Raw genomic sequence first — 15,510 nt, 5'->3', positions numbered from 1 at the left:
TAGCTCTGCGTTCCGGTCATCTGGCAATGTGATGCCACCAGGCGGAGCGAAAGCCTCCCTGTTTGGCCGGACGCGCGATCTCCAGATGGACAAACAGCATTGTTAGGCTTTGACAAAGGCTGCGAATTGCGCTTAAGGACCGAAAACACTGTAAAAGGGCATATCCTCTTTCACGCCGAAGGGATGGATAGGATATGCTGCAGCCAGTCATCAACGAGGCTCCACGTGGTAAAACCCGAACTTGGCACAAAACGCATCTGCCCTGAAACGGGCCGCAAATTTTACGATCTGAACCGGGATCCGATCGTTTCCCCCTATACCGGCCAGTCCTATCCTCGATCCTATTTCGAATCAGGCGTTGATTCCCGCGTGCGCGAAGACGAGGTAGAAGAGGAGGAGGTCGATACCGTCCTCGAAAAGCCTGAATTCGTATCGCTCGAAGAGGCTGACGACGAAACCAAGGGCGGCGACGATTTGCCTGACCTCGGCGACGATGATGTGGATATCGAAGACGATGCCGACGATCCGTTCCTTGAAGAGGAAGAAGACGAGGATGATGACGACGTCAGCGGCATCCTCGGTGGCGGCGTAGGCGCCGACGACGAGGAAATCTGATCCTGCCGATCGGTTTCATTGATTCCGGCATGTCCGGAATCGCACGCCATATCCAATGAATGGCTGTGCTGCGGAAATAAATCGCATCTCATGAAAGAGATGCGATTTAGCTCTTGATCTTCACGGCGGCGCCCTTTAATAAGCCGCCTCGTCAGGCAACGTCCTGACGGCACTCTGCCCGGACGCGGTTCCAGCCGCTTATTAAATCCCGGGGCAAAGGATGGGGCCATAGCTCAGCTGGGAGAGCGCCTGCATGGCATGCAGGAGGTCAGCGGTTCGATCCCGCTTGGCTCCACCAAATAAATTCGAACTTATACTTCCAGTTTTCTGTGTTTGTTGTTAGGTTGGCATACGTTAACCTTTTGTTAACCATATTTGTGTTACCTCTATCCCCGTTCCGCAAAGAATGGGCCTCTGGGGGCAGATGCTATGCTACGATACAGGTTTGATCAGAGGACCATACTTCTTGAGGCAATTGCCGAGCTGCTCAATCGGGGCGTAGGTCCGGATGAGATTGATATCTACCTCAGCCGCATCGGGCCGGTTGATCTGGATCTCTTCCAGCAATGCCTCAGCGATATCCTGGGCTTTGGCGAGGCGCCGGACTATTCGGAAAGCAGGGTTGCTGCCTGAGCCAGACACGAACAACCGTCATATGGTTGAAATATGCCGATGCTAGGCATATATAAGGTTTTAGAAATTCATCTCCGCCGTTGACCACGGATGTACTGGCACTGGTGTCGAGATGGATGGGAAAAGGTCGGGTTCGCCCCGGCCTTTTTTATTGCGAAACTTCCAGCTCTCTTTTCATTGCCGTGTCGCTTTGGAAAAGATTTCAGAGCCGGGATGCGGGGCCTGACCAGGGATTGACGTGCCGAATGCGTAGCCCGAAAGTGACGGCGCGAAGGCGCGCAGATCGCTCGAAGTGATGAGGTGCATATATTTTGGATCGTCGGCCTGTTTTTAGACGCAGGGCCCCTGTGCTGGTCATCGGGTTGGCGCTTGCCGGCTCTGCCTTTTATTTCCTGACCCGCAATGCCGCGCTGGAGCCGCCTGCCGATCTTCCGCCGGACACTCCAGCCATAGGCGCTCCCCCATCGCCGGGGTCCGCCCCGGCGCCGGTCGATGATGTCGCTGCATTGCAAAAGGCCGGGTGCAGCCAGAGCGTTAGGGATCTCGGTCTCTATCGCAGAGGAACCGTGCCCGATGATATTCGCCCGCGCGATATTTTGAGCGCCGAAGTGCGCTACTGCCTTGAAGCGGGAATCCTCACGAAAGAAGAAACCGCCGGCCTCGACATTTCACAATGATCGTTTCGCATCTCCGCGAAAGGAAAACGCATGATTCGCCACATCGCCATCATCCGTTTCCGCGAAGGGCTACATGCCGCCGAGATCGAAAGCCTGCTGAAGAGCGTTCACGCGCTTCAGGATCAGATCGAGGGAATTCTTGCGGTGTCCAGCGGCGCTAGCAGCAGTCCTGAAAATCTGGAGAAGGGCTTCACCCATGGTTTCGTCGTCGATTTTGTCGATGCGGCCGCGCGCGATGCCTATTTACCTCATCCTGCCCATGTGAAGGTCGGGCAAAGTCTCGTCGCCGCAGCTCACGGCGGCATAGAGGGTATTCTCGTCTTCAATCTCGCGATGTAGCTGCAACTACTCTTAAGTAATATCCAAGTCGTATTATTCTATTGTAAACGCTGTAGATGGAATATCCTTGCGAACTCAATCGCTTCATCTATTGTTTTATGAGAATTATATCGTTCGCAGGGGATTTCATATGAATTTGCGCGGCGGCTTCTTTTCGACTGTTCTTGTGTCTACGGTTTTGTTCTCGCCATCCTCGGCCCAGGCGGAGCCCGCCTTTGCTAATGCGACGGTGAATGTCAGGACCGGTCCTGGAGCTGGGTATCCTCGTGTGGCGACTCTGCCCGTTGGCACTGAGGTCGATATGGGCCCATGTAGCGGCGGTTGGTGCCGTGTCAGCCTCCCGAGAGCCGGCGGCTGGGCTTCTGCCCGCTATTTCAGCGTCGGTTCTGCTCCCGGCTATTCCAGCAACACCGTCGTGATCCTTGGTCCCGACCTCGATCCCGATCCCTTCTGGGGTCCACCGCCCTTCTGGCGGCATCGCCACCGTCCGTGGGGACCGGGTCCCGCCCTTCCACCGCCCCATTGGGGCGCGCCGAGCTGGACCGGCCCCGGCCCTGTTCTCCCGCCGCCCTATTGGCACGGCCCACGTGGCGGTCCGCATTTCGGCCCCGGTCCTGTTGTTCCGCACATTCGCCCCTGGGGCATCGGCCGATAAAAAACCAGCAAGTTCAGGAACAAAAATCCCGCCGGCAATGGCGGGATTTTGCGTTGGAGCGTCCTTTGCGCGTCCAATCGGACGCGCGCGGGGGCGCTCACCGGCAGCTTCCATAATTAACAGTTCATTGACATAAACATTAAGATTTTAGATGTCTCTTTTGCTGTCCGCCAACAGCTGTGCTATTGGCTATAGTTCCTGTTGGGGGAGGGCTCCATGCCGCATGAAGCGGGTCTTTTTTGGTGAGCCGGATTTTTCATCCAGAGTGCTTTTGATGAGTGGACCATTTCGCAGAATCGGCGCCGTGATGCTGCTTCTCGCTGCACAAGTGTCTCCACTCGCTCTCTCTCCAGCCGCCGCCTTCGAGATATTCGGGATCAGGCTCTGGGGCAAGGAAAAGCAGGATGACACAGATGCGGTGATCGCCGATCCCAAGCGCTACAAGGTCGATGTCGTTGTGACCGGCAATACCAGGAATCATGATGGTACCGAAAGCGATATCAAGGAGACGGTGGAAGGCGGGTCCAGCCTGTTCGCGGACGAGGACAAGCCCGCCTCCGGGGCCGCGGGGCTGCTCGCCAAGGCAAGGGGCGACTACAGACGCATTCTCGCGGCACTTTACGGCGAGGGCCGCTATGGCGGGACGGTTAGCATCAAGGTCAATGGCCGCGAGGCGGCTGACATCCCTCCCGATGCGCAATTGCCCGACAATGTGCCGGTGCAGATCTCCGTCGATCCCGGTCCGCAATTCCTCTTCGCGCGCACCAGTATCAGCCAGATGCCGCCGCCGCCCGTGGATCGCAGGGACTTGGTCAAACTGCCGAGCGAAGAAGGGTTCGCGCCTGGGAAAATTGCCCGTTCGGCGACAATCCTGAAAGCTGAGCTTCTGGCCGTTGACGCCTGGCGCCATCAGGGTTTCGCCAAGGCAAAGACCACGAACCGGAGCATCACCGCCGATCATAGCGATGATACGGTCGATGTTGATATCGCGGTCGATCCGGGCCGCCGAGCCTATTATGGGCCTGTCCAGGTCAAGGGCACCGAGCGCATGAATCCGGAATTCGTCGCAAGGCAGACGGATCTGAAGCCCGGCCAGGAATATGACCCGGACGATATCGAGCGGGCCAAGAAGCGACTGAACCGGCTCGAGGTCTTCCGGGCCGCCACGATCACCGAGGCGGAAAATATCGAACCGGACGGCACCTTGCCCATGACGCTGACCGTGCAGGAGCGGCCACTGCGCCGCTTTGGCGTCGGCGGCAGTTATTCCACGCTGGATGGAGCAGGGCTCGAAGCCTATTGGATGCACCGCAACCTGTTCGGCAAGGCCGAGCGGCTTCGCTTCGATGCCAAGATGAGCGGCGTCGGCTCCACGCAGGAGAAATCCTATGATCCCAAGAACTACAATTATCTTGCGGGCGTCACCTTCACCAAGCCGGGCACCTTCACTCCGGATACCGATTTCGTCACCTCGCTCACGGCTGAGCGTGAGGTGCTCGATGCCTACACCAGGACATCGCTCACCGGCCAGGCCGGCTTTACCCATGTCTTCAACAATGAACTGACCGGGCGGATTTTCGCCAGTGCTTCGCGAGCCCAGTTCGAGGATGATTTCTTCGGGAAGCGCGATTTCCTCACCGTCGGCATGCTGGGCGGCCTCGTCTATGACAGCCGTAACAATGCCGCTGACGCCACATCGGGCTATTATCTCGAAGGCGTGGTCGAGCCGTTCTACGAGATCGAATACGGCAACTTCGCCGGCAAGTTTACCGCCGAGGGCCGGACTTATTATGGTTTCGGCGAAGACGATCGGATCGTTCTGGCGGGGCGGTTGAAGCTCGGCGCTATTGCCGGAGCGCCGATCGCCGAATTGCCGCCCGACAAATTGTTCTTCGCCGGCGGCGGCGGCTCGATACGCGGCTACGGCTACCGCAATATAGGTGTTGTCACCGCGACCGGCGAAGTCATAGGCGGCCGCTCGCTGGTTGAGACATCGGGCGAGGTTCGGGTCCGTGCAACCGAATCCATCGGTGTCGTCGGCTTTGTCGATGCCGGTTATGTCGGAGAGGATACGTTCCCCGACTTCTCGCAGGAGATGCGCGTCGGCGTCGGCGGCGGTCTGCGCTACCAGACCGGTCTTGGACCGATCCGCCTTGATGTCGCCGTTCCGATGAACCGTCGCTCCGGCGACCCGAGTGTGGCATTCTATGTCGGCATAGGACAGGCGTTTTGATCCGGTTTCTCGCTATCATAGCCTTTTTGCTTTTCGCTTTTCCGGCCTTCGCGCAGGACAATGCGGAGGAGGAGAAGTCGTATTTCCTTTCCTTCGTGGAAGAGAAGCTTTCCACGCCGAACCGCCAGATCCACATTTCCAACATCCAGGGCGTCCTGTCATCGGAAGCCAGCATCGGCACGATCACCATCGCCGATCGCCAGGGCATCTGGCTGCGCGTCACCAATGCCCGCATCGTCTGGAGCCGGGCCGCACTTCTACTGGGGCGGTTGAACATCCAGACGCTTGCTGCCGAGCGCATTGATGTGATCCGCCGGCCTCTGCCCGACGACACCTTGCCGACGCCGGAAGCCAGCAGCTTCAGCCTGCCGGAACTGCCGCTGGCCATCAATCTCGACCAGCTCGATATCGCGCATCTGGCGTTCGGCCAGGATGTGTTCGGCCTCGCATCGGAAGTGTCGGCAACGGGGAGGCTGCGGCTCGAGGACGGCTCGCTCGATACGGCTTTTCAAGTTCGCCGGCTTGATGGGCCGGGCGGTCAGTTCCAGTTGACCGCCGTTTATACCAAGGACACGCAGAACCTCGATCTCGATCTGAAGCTCGCCGAACCGGCAAATGGCATCGTCGCCAATCTTCTCGACATCGAGGGGCGCCCGCCCGTCGACCTGACGGTCGCCGGCTCCGGCCCGTTGAGCAATCTCGATCTCAACCTGGCGCTCGATGCCGCGGGAAATCGTGTGCTGACAGGCCTCTTGAGCCTCGACAGGCAGAGCGACGGTCTCCGTTTTCAGACGGATTTCCGCGGTCCCATCGCGGTTCTCGTGCCGTCGGTTTTCCGGAGCTTCTTCGGCGCCGAGACAACGCTGGCCGCCCATGGTCTCGTCAAGGATGCGGGCGGCATCCGGATCGACAACATCGATTTGAACAGCGCGGCCTTGAATCTGGCAGCCTCGGCCGAGACCGGTGCAGATGGCTTCCTCCACCGGCTGCGTGTCAATGCGCGCGTCGCCGATCCCGCGGGCAAAAAGGTGATCCTGCCGGTTCCGGGTGGCAGGACGACGGTCGATAATGCAGCCCTTCAGGTCGCGTTCGGCGACCGCCCGACCAATGACTGGACCGGTTCGCTCGATATCGCTGATCTCGCCACCAGTAATTTTGCTTCGAAGGCTGTAGCGCTCAAGATGGGGGGGCTTGCGGAAAATCTCGACCTCCCCACGGGGCGGCATGTCACGTTCAAGGTCGACGGCGATGTTTCGGGCATCACCTCGCAATATGCCGACATAGCCGAGGCGTTGGGCGACCGCATCACGCTCGCCCTCGACGGATTATGGCGGGCCGGAACGCCGGTGCATCTCGAACGGGCGGAACTCGCTGGAAACGGCCTCAGCGTCGGCCTGAAAGGCGATGTTGCCGACTATGCCTTCACCGGCAATATCGGCGTCAAGGCGGAGAGCATCGCGCCCTTCTCGTCGCTCGCCGGCCGCGATCTCGCCGGTCGCCTCGATCTCAAGGCGAACGGCACCGTCCACCCGCTCTCTGGTGCATTCGATCTGGCTCTCGACGGCAATGCGACAGGCATGCGCACGGGCACGGATATCGTCGATCGCATCATCGCCGGTGAAACGCGCATCAGCGGCGGTCTTGCGCGCGGCGAAGCCGGACTCACCGCCCGCAATTTCCGCATCGGCAATCCGCAGAGCGAAATCACCGCCAACGGGATATTCTCCAGCAAATCGGCGGATTTCAATTTTGGCGTCAACCTCGCCGACCTGGCGCTGCTTTCCGAGAAGGCTTCGGGCGGGCTGACGGTGAAAGGCAGCGCCAAGGGGCAGAATGATCTGATCGCGCTTGCGCTGAAGGCAGACGTGCCGAAGGGAACCCTTGTCGGGCGCAGGCTCTCCGATGCCGCCGTCAATTTCAACGGATCGCTCGACAAGGGCGATCTGAGCGGCAGGCTTCAGGGTCTGGGCTTCCTGAATGGCGAGCGTGTCGATCTCTCCACACTCCTGGCCGCCGTCGGCGGCGAAAAACGCCTCACGGATCTTTCGTTCCATGCCGGGGGCACGCGCATTTCCGGCGGCGTGACGCAGACGGTGCACGGCCTCTATCAGGGCAAGCTTGCGCTCGACGCCACCGACATCTCCACCGCCGCAGCCCTGCTTCTCATGGAAGCGACAGGCACGGCGAAGGCCGATATCAATCTCGAACAGGACGGCGGGCGGCAGAATGCCGACATCCAGGCGTCTATCCGCAATCTGAAAGCCGACGGAAACAGCGTAGAAGCGGCGGATATCGCGGCAAATCTGCGCGATATTTTCAATGTTCCGGCAGGAAACGGCACGATAAGCGGCCGCAATATCGCGATCGCCGGGCAGACGCTGGACAGCCTCGATGCAAAGGCCACGCAGGCCGGCTCGAAAACCGATTTCACCGCGAACGCGAAGCTGAGGAACGGAACGACTGCCGCCGTACAGGGCGCGCTGGAACCGCAGGATGGCGGTTATCTGCTTTCACTCGCCTCGGCCGATCTGCGCCAGGGACAGCTTGCCGCGCGGCTGGCTCAGCCGGCGACGGTGAAGGTGCAGGGTCGCAATTTTTCGCTCAGCGATATCCTTCTCGATGTCGGCGGCGGCCGGATCAGCCTGCGCGGTGAGGTAGCGGATGCCTTGAACCTTTCCGTGGCCATCCGGGATCTGCCGCTTGCGATCGCCAATACGGTGCGCCCGGATCTCGGGCTGGGGGGAACCGTCAACGGCACAGCCAATATCACGGGAACGCGGGCGAAGCCTGATGTGGCCTTCGATATCAATGCCCGCTCAGTCACCGCGGCTCAGCTCAGAGAGGCTGGCGTCGATGCGCTGCATCTCGAAGCCAGGGGAAGCTCGACCGCCGACCGGTTGAATGTCGATGGCCAAGTGACCGGTTCGAATGGCCTTAATGCGCGGGTGGCGGGCGGGGTACCGCTCGGACAGGGCGGCGATCTGGCCCTTGATGTCAATCTCGCCAGTCTGCCGCTCGCAGCTTTCAACGGCGTTGCCAAGGGGCAGGATCTTACGGGAACGGTTTCCGGCACCGCACGCGTCACTGGTCCGCTGCGGAACCCGGCCGCGGAATTCAATTTGAACGGTACAGGGCTTGCCGCAAAGCCGTTGCGCGACAACGGTCTTGCGCCTTTCAGCCTGCGGGCGGCGGGGCGCTATGCCGACAAGGCGGTCAATCTTTCCTCCGTCCACGTCGATGGTCCGCAAGGCCTGACCGTATCGGGAAGCGGACGCGTGCCGTTCTCCGGCTCCGGATTGAGTGTTGATATCACCGGCAGCGCGCCGCTGGCGCTCGCCAACCGCTTCCTCGCCGATCGCGGCGGCCAGGTATCGGGAACGCTGTCGCTGACGGCAAACATCTCAGGCAGCTTCGACAGGCCGGCGATCCGGGGCATGTTCTCGACCAACGGGGCGCGGCTGGTTGATCCGGAGACCAATGTCCAGTTGCAGAACATCAACATCATGGGCAGCATGGACGGGCAGACGGTAACCATACGCACGGCCAATGCAGGGCTCTCGACCGGCGGCTCGCTCAGCGCAAACGGCACCATCTCCATTGATGCGGCGGCCAATTTTCCGGCGGATATCCGCATCAATTTCAATCGCGCCCGCTACGCCGACGGTCATCTTATCGTGGCGACCGTCAATGGCGGCCTCTCCGTCACCGGCCCGCTCCTGCGCGATCCCCTGATATCTGGCCGGATCGATGTCGAGCGGGCGGAAATTTCCGTGCCTGAGAGTCTCGGCGGTGCAGCCAATATCGATGTGAAGCATATCCACACGCCTCCGGCCGTGGAACGCACGCTCGAGCGCGCCAAGATCGACAGCCGCGGCGTTCCCAAGCCCACCGCGCGCCCGAGTGTCGTGCGTCTCGATGTGGAGGTTAATGCGCCCAACAAGATTTTCGTGCGTGGCCGTGGTCTTGACGTCGAGCTCGGCGGCTCGGTTCGACTGACCGGACCGGTTACCAATATTCGTCCGGTCGGCGCTTTCCAGTTGCGCCGTGGGCGGCTCGGCATTTTAGGCCAGCGCATCACCTTCGACGAGGGTGAGGTGACGCTGGTCGGCGATCTCAATCCCCAGCTCAATTTCGTCGCGCGCTCGGAAAGAAGCGACATCGTCGTTCTCATCAACGTGTCTGGTACGGTGGACGATCTGGACATCACCTTCTCCTCGCAGCCGGAATTGCCGCAGGACGAGGTTCTGGCGCGGCTGATCTTCGATCGCTCGATCAACGATCTGTCGGCCTTCCAGATCGCGCAGCTTGCCGCCGCAGCCGCCGAACTGGCCGGTGGCAAGAACACCTCGCTCCTCAGCAATCTTCGGCGCGGCACCGGCCTCGACGATCTCGATATCGTCACCGACAGCAAGGGCAACGCCGGTGTGCGCGCCGGGCGCTACATTCGCGACAATGTCTATCTCGGCGTGGAAGCCGGCGCGGGTGGCAATACCAAAGGCACGATCAATCTCGACATCACCAAGAATCTGAAAGCCAAGGGCGCTCTCGGTACCACGGATTCGAGCGTCGGCCTGTTCTATGAAAAGGACTATTGATCCGCAGGCTCCCGAAAGCACACCAATTGGACTCGCGGCGCTAATGAAAATCGCGCGACTTAGGCAGGATGCGCACATTGCGCGGATGCCGGGCGACGGATTTTCCGGACGGTTGGATGGAACCGGCATGCGGTGGCTCCAGGTGTGAGCGGTCGGCGAGGCCGGTGAGTTCGCCGGAGCGGTCGAAAAGCCGTTTCGCCACGACATGCACCACATCTTCCTTGCTGCGCTGCACATGGCCTTCGACCATCAGCAGGCGGGCGCCCATGACCTCCTTGCGCTGAATCTTCATCAGCTTCGACCAGACGACGATATTGGCGATGCCGGTCTCATCCTCGATGGTGATGAAGACGACGCCCTTGGCGCTGCCCGGCCGCTGCCGGATGGTGACGACGCCGGCGATCTTCACCCTCTGGCCGTTTCTTGCCTCCCGGGCTTCGCGGCAGCTGATCGCGCCCTCGCGCGCGAGGGCCTCGCGCAGGAACTCAAGAGGATGGCCCTTCAGCGACAGGCGCGTCGTTTCGTAATCGACGATGACATGTTCCGGCATCTGCATCGCCGGCAGCCGGACCTCCGTCTCTTCTGCCAGTTCCGCCGCCTGCGCCGCTTCGAAAAGCGGCATCGTCTCGTCATTCGGCAGGCGGCGCACGGTCCAGAGCGCCTGCCGACGGTCGATATCGAGCGAGCCGAACGCATCGGCGTCGGCGAGAGCCATGAAGGCGCGCCGTTCGATGTGGGTGCGACGGTGCAGTTCCTCGATGCTTGGATAAGGAACATTGCGTCTTTCACATAGTTTCTTCGCCCAATTCTCCGAAAATCCATCGATCTGGCGGAAGCCGAGCCGCAGGGCCAGCCTGCCATCCCCGGCGCGTTCGAGCGTGTTGTCCCAGGTGCTGAAATTGATATCGGCCGGGCGTACCTCGACACCATGTTCGCGCGCATCGCGGACGATCTGGGCAGGTGCATAGAAGCCCATGGGCTGGGAATTGAGGAGGGCTGCGGCGAAGACCGCCGGATGGTGGCACTTGATCCAGGCCGAGACGTAGACCAGCACGGCGAAGCTCGCCGCATGGCTTTCCGGGAAGCCATATTCGCCAAAACCCTTGATCTGGTTGAAGCAGTTCACCGCAAAGGTCTCATTGTAGCCGCGCGCGATCATTTTCCCGACCATCTTTTCCTGCAATTCATGGATCGTCCCCATATGCCGGAAGGTCGCCATGGCGCGGCGCAACTGGTTGGCCTCTTCAGGCGTGAACCGCGCCGCGTCGATGGCGATACGCATCGCCTGCTCTTGGAACAGCGGTACGCCCAGCGTTCTTCCCAGGATGTTGCGGAGTTCGTCCGGGGGGCCATGCTCGGGAGAGGGGGCCGGGTAGACCACCTTCTCCTCATCGTTGCGGCGGCGGAGATAGGGATGCACCATATCGCCCTGGATGGGGCCAGGGCGGACGATCGCCACCTCGATCACCAGATCGTAGAATTCGCGGGGGCGGAGGCGCGGCAGCATGCTCATCTGCGCCCGGCTCTCCACCTGGAAGACGCCGATCGAATCGGCCTTGCACAGCATGTCGTAGACGGCCGGGTCCGCCTGCGGCACCGTGGCAAGCTCCCATCGCGGGCCGCCATGGAGATGAATGAGGTCGAATGCCTTGCGGATGCAGGTCAGCATGCCGAGCGCCAGCACATCGACCTTCATGAGGCCCACCGCATCGATATCGTCCTTGTCCCATTCGATGAAGCTGCGGTCCTTCATCGCCGCCGGCCCGATGGGCACGGTCTCGTCCAGCCGCTCCTGCGTCAGCACGAAACCGCCGACATGCTGCGAGAGATGGCGCGGGAAGCCGATTAGCTCGGTGGCAAGCTTGACTGCGCGCCGTATCACCAGGTTTTGCGGATCAAGCCCGGCCTGGCGCACCTCGCGCGTTTCCAGCCCGCCGCCGGAAATGCCCCAGACCGTGCCGGCGAGCGCCGCCGTCACATCCTCGGTCAGACCCAGCGCCTTGCCGACATCGCGGATGGCGCTGCGCGAACGATAGCTGATGACGGTGGCGACGATTGCCGCGCGCGTCCTGCCGTAACGCTCATAGACATATTGCATCACCTCCTCGCGGCGCTGATGCTCAAAATCGACATCGATATCAGGCGGCTCCCGTCGCTCTGCGGAAATGAAGCGCTCAAAAAGAAGGTCACTCTGCGCCGGATCGACTGCCGTGATACCAAGGCAATAGCAGACGGCGGAATTGGCCGCCGAGCCGCGCCCCTGGCACAGGATATTCTTCTCGCGAGCAAAGTGAACGATATCGTGAACGGTCAGGAAATAGGGCGCATATTTCAATTTCCCGATCAGTTTCAGCTCTTTTTCGAGAAGATCACGGACTTTCTGCGGGATTTCGCCTGCGCCATAATGCTTTTCCGCACCCTCCCAGGCAAGGTCTTCCAGGTGCTGCTGCGGGGTTTTGCCCGGCGGCACGGGCTCGTCGGGATAGGCTTCGCTGATATCCTTAAGCGAAAAGGTAATGGGCGAGGTGAAGGCTTGCGTGGCGGCGATTGCTTCGGGATAGGCGCGGAACAGGCGCGCCATCTCGGCCGGCGGTTTCATATGCCGTTCGGCGTTCTTTTCGAGCTTCCGCCCGGCTACGTCTATCGTCACATGCTCGCGGATGCAGGTCAGGACATCCTGCAAGGGACGCCGCTCCGGCGCATGGTAGAGAACGTCATTGACAGCCAGAAGCGGCAGGCCGGCATCGCGCGCATGCTCAGCCAAGGCTTCCGCCCGCCGCGCATCGGCTCCCTGACGCGGCATGGACAGCGCAAGCCAGACTGTATCGGGCGCGGCGAGGCTTATTTCCTGCAGGAAAGCGGGAAACCTTGCATCCGGCTCCTCGGGGGGCAGGACGGCGATCTGGAAGGCCTTCGCCCGGAACAGGACGTTCTCCCAACGCAGATGGCATTCGCCTTTCACGCCCGCCAATTCTTTTCCCTCGCTCAGGATACGGCAGAGCTGGCCGTAACCGGCCCTATCGCGGGGATAGACGAGGAGATCCGGCGTGCCGTCGATGAAGACTAGGCGGCAGCCGATGAAAAGCCTGACCGGGAAGCCTTTCTCCTTAAGGTCCCGTTGCGCGATATGCGCCCGAACGACACCTGCGAGCGTATTGCGGTCGGCGATGCCGATGCCGGCGAGGCCGAGTTCTACCGCCGCCTTCACCAGTTCATGCGGGTGGGAGGCCCCGCGCAGGAAGGAGAAATTGCTGGTGACGGCGAGCTCGCAATAATCCTGCATGGTCTTTACTCACGCAAAAAGCCCATGGAGAAACCACTGTGGCGCGTGATCGCGGCCATAGAGGCCCTCCCGGAAGATCCAGAAACGACGCCCGGCATTGTCCTCGATGCGGTAATAATCGCGCGTGCAAGCCTCGGGTCCGGTTCCGGACCCGCTGGCAAGGTTCCCGCGCCACCATTCCGGCGCGATCCGCTCCGGTCCTTCGGCAAGCGTGACCTGATGCAGGACGCGCCGCCAGCGGAACTGCATCGGCGGCCCATCCGGCACTTCCGCCACGGCCTCGATGCGCTGCGGTGGCTGGAACAGGCGAAGGGGACGCGCCGGGGGATCGCCCAGATGGCGCGGCCCCGTGCGATACTCATCAGGCGTGAAACGGGTGCGCGCCAGTGCCTCATCCGCCGTCTGGTGGATCGCCGGCATCATCGAGAAAGCCCGCTCGGGAATGTGCGTATCGACGGCGAGAGGGCGTAGAACACGGGCCGGGCCCATGCGGGCCGAAAGACGATCGACCAGCGCATCGATGCCGGATGCTGTTTCGCGCCGGCTGTCGAGGCTCGTCTGCCGGTGGACGACGCGCTCCACGCGGAGCGCCGACAGTTGCACCGCATCGAAACCATAGCCGGCGTCGAGCGGATCGGCGAGCGCGGAAAGCCGCTCCCGGATGAGGCGGAAGAATGGCGCGGTCTCGACAAGCGGACGACCGGCCTGGACGCTGATGCGGCGCACCAGGCCATCGACGCGGAAGAAGGCCGCTTCTATCTCGCGCGCGCCTTCCCCGCGCTTTTCGAGCGCAATGAACAATTCGTCGCCTAATTGCCGGAGCAGCGTTTCGACTGCCTCCATGACGATAAGCGGCTCCGCCATCCGCCGCTCCGCGATGCAAACCGGAATGATGCGCAGTGGCGAAACAGGTCTGGCGGCCCGCCCGAAAAGCGCGTCGAGATGCTCAACCACGGCCTCGCCGAAGCGCGCCGTCAGTGCCGCGCGCGGGAGGGCTGCGACGTCGCCGATGCTGCGCAAACCCGCCCGCTTCAGCTCGACAAGGCTCGCCTCCTCGACCTCCAGGGCGATCAGCGGCAGGCTGCGCAATATGCTGTCATTGCCATCGTCGGAAAGAACACCGCCCCGCGAAAACCGGGCGTAGGCACGGGCGGCGGCGGCATTGCCTGATATGGCCGCCTTGACCGCGAAGCCATTCTTGCGCAAACGCGTCACCACATCGCGCAGCATCGCCTCCAGCCCGCCGAAGAGATGGTCGCAGCCCGTGATATCCAGCACGATGCCATGCGGCAGATCGAAGGCGACAAGCGGCGAATAACGATGGCACCAGTCGGCCAGCCGGTCGAGTAGCCGCGCATCCTCGGCGGGCGTGGCCGTGGCCACCTCCAGGTTCTGGAACAGGGCGCGCGCATCCGTCAGCGCCATACCGATCTGGAGACCGGCAGCCGCAGCGCTTCGGTCGACCGCCGTCAGCCGTAGCGCATTGGCGATCCGGTCGACAACGATCAGCGGGGCGTCAACGGCCCTGCGCCACGGATTTTCGCGCCGCAGCCGATCCGTGGAAAGGTGCGGGAACCAGAGCGCCAGAAAATGCCTCGGCGGGCCTGAAGACGGGCCCAAAGACGGGCCCAAAGACGGGATTGAAGATATTTTCATCATTATTCCATTCCATCATCCAATGTCCTGTCGCGCCGTGGCGGTTGCGCAGCAGGGTGACGTCGAAAGCCGGCCTGCCCGGCGCCCGCGCACCACTTGATTGCGAGGGCGCGGCGGCGATACGCCAGCGCGCCAGGGCGGCGCTGCCCCCGGGCGAATTGCCTTGCATCAGGAGAAAGGCTGGCACATCCGCCTCCCGCGCAGCCAGTTGCAGACGCCGCGAAACCGTCAGATCGAGGCATCTCGGCGTGCCCCATGGCGCGATCACCACGGCGCCGATGCCTGCGACTTCCAGCGCATCGGAAGCGCCGCGCAGCACGTGCTTGGCCGACGGACAGCGCACGACCAGAAGCCGCTTGGGATCAAAGCCCAAGGCAGCCAGGCCCGGCGGATAGATGCCGCCGCCTTCGCGCGCCGCGATATCCTCCTCCAGCCAGACAACCGGCCGGTCGCCATCCGAAGCACGCAATGCAAGGGCGAAGGCGAATCCCATCGCCGCGCTCGCATCGCCAGCCTCCGCCGCGAATATCTCGTGCAGCGCGCCTCGGGGCAGCCCTGCGGCGAATACCCGATCCGCCTCGGCAAAGCCCATTGCGAAGACGGAGCGGTGTGAACCATCCCGATCGCAATCCTTGCCATCAATGGCCGCAACAGCGCGCCGCAACGCCGAAAGATCGACGGTGCTCACTATGTTCATCCTGCAAATGTTCTCTATATGTTCCAGTATTGAATCGAGTCGCGGAAGAGTCAAGCGAGAAGCGCTTGAGAGCGGACACCTTGAAGAAATATACGAATCATATACATTCCATATAGTTCTATGAAAT

General features: G+C 61.6%; 10 protein-coding genes and 1 tRNA gene. 8 read left to right on the top strand and 3 right to left on the bottom strand.

The window, feature by feature from the left end; all coding sequences use genetic code 11:
• Positions 1-225 precede the first annotated feature (225 nt).
• The 8 genes from DUT91_RS05960 (at position 226) to DUT91_RS05925 (ending at position 9,747) form a co-directional block, all read left to right on the top strand.
• Positions 226-615, top strand: a complete 390-nt coding sequence (locus tag DUT91_RS05960; protein ID WP_114439431.1) for a TIGR02300 family protein — start codon at positions 226-228, stop codon at positions 613-615.
• A gap of 222 nt (positions 616-837) precedes the next feature.
• A tRNA-Ala gene (locus DUT91_RS05955) sits at positions 838-913 on the top strand.
• Between the two features lie 131 nt (positions 914-1,044).
• On the top strand, positions 1,045-1,248 hold the full coding sequence (locus DUT91_RS27260) for a hypothetical protein (RefSeq protein ID WP_114439430.1): 204 nt from the start codon (positions 1,045-1,047) through the stop codon (positions 1,246-1,248).
• A 347-nt stretch (positions 1,249-1,595) separates the two neighbouring features.
• The gene (locus tag DUT91_RS05945; protein WP_114439429.1) at positions 1,596-1,925 is read left to right on the top strand and encodes a hypothetical protein; all 330 of its coding nucleotides are present in this window, start codon (positions 1,596-1,598) and stop codon (positions 1,923-1,925) included.
• Between the two features lie 30 nt (positions 1,926-1,955).
• Positions 1,956-2,264, top strand: a complete 309-nt coding sequence (locus tag DUT91_RS05940; RefSeq protein WP_114439428.1) for a Dabb family protein — start codon at positions 1,956-1,958, stop codon at positions 2,262-2,264.
• A gap of 130 nt (positions 2,265-2,394) precedes the next feature.
• Positions 2,395-2,919, top strand: coding sequence for an SH3 domain-containing protein (locus DUT91_RS27375; protein ID WP_114439427.1), 525 nt, complete (start codon positions 2,395-2,397; stop codon positions 2,917-2,919).
• 274 nt (positions 2,920-3,193) lie between these two features.
• On the top strand, positions 3,194-5,152 hold the full coding sequence (locus tag DUT91_RS05930) for an autotransporter assembly complex protein TamA (protein ID WP_425373750.1): 1,959 nt from the start codon (positions 3,194-3,196) through the stop codon (positions 5,150-5,152).
• Positions 5,149-9,747, top strand: coding sequence for a translocation/assembly module TamB domain-containing protein (locus DUT91_RS05925; protein ID WP_114439426.1), 4,599 nt, complete (start codon positions 5,149-5,151; stop codon positions 9,745-9,747). Before DUT91_RS05930 ends, DUT91_RS05925 begins: the two co-directional genes overlap by 4 nt.
• Before the next feature lie 40 nt (positions 9,748-9,787).
• On the opposite strand, the gene DUT91_RS05920 is transcribed toward DUT91_RS05925, so the two are convergent.
• From DUT91_RS05920 to DUT91_RS26510, 3 genes are read right to left on the bottom strand one after another with little or no spacing between them, the layout of a single operon-like run.
• Positions 9,788-13,030, bottom strand: a complete 3,243-nt coding sequence (locus DUT91_RS05920) for an error-prone DNA polymerase (RefSeq protein ID WP_114439425.1) — start codon at positions 13,028-13,030, stop codon at positions 9,788-9,790.
• A 9-nt stretch (positions 13,031-13,039) separates the two neighbouring features.
• Complete coding sequence (locus DUT91_RS05915) at positions 13,040-14,650, bottom strand: Y-family DNA polymerase (RefSeq protein ID WP_245419570.1); 1,611 nt, start codon at positions 14,648-14,650, stop codon at positions 13,040-13,042.
• A complete protein-coding gene (locus DUT91_RS26510; RefSeq protein WP_245419568.1) occupies positions 14,547-15,374 on the bottom strand; it encodes an ImuA family protein in 828 nt (275 codons plus the stop codon). Before DUT91_RS26510 ends, DUT91_RS05915 begins: the two co-directional genes overlap by 104 nt.
• Between the last annotated feature and the right edge of the window lie 136 nt (positions 15,375-15,510).

It is taken from the genome of Paramesorhizobium salinisoli, from assembly GCF_003335045.1.
GTDB lineage: Bacteria > Pseudomonadota > Alphaproteobacteria > Rhizobiales > Rhizobiaceae > Paramesorhizobium > Paramesorhizobium salinisoli.
This window is presented reverse-complemented; position numbering and strand designations above follow the sequence as displayed.

Coding starts and splice junctions, on each gene's coding strand:
- DUT91_RS27260 (WP_114439430.1), top strand. CDS start 1,045: ATGCTACGATACAGGTTTGATCAGAGGACCATACTTCTTGAGGCAATT.
- DUT91_RS05940 (WP_114439428.1), top strand. CDS start 1,956: ATGATTCGCCACATCGCCATCATCCGTTTCCGCGAAGGGCTACATGCC.
- DUT91_RS27375 (WP_114439427.1), top strand. CDS start 2,395: ATGAATTTGCGCGGCGGCTTCTTTTCGACTGTTCTTGTGTCTACGGTT.
- DUT91_RS05930 (WP_425373750.1), top strand. CDS start 3,194: ATGAGTGGACCATTTCGCAGAATCGGCGCCGTGATGCTGCTTCTCGCT.
- DUT91_RS05920 (WP_114439425.1), bottom strand. CDS start 13,030: ATGCAGGATTATTGCGAGCTCGCCGTCACCAGCAATTTCTCCTTCCTG.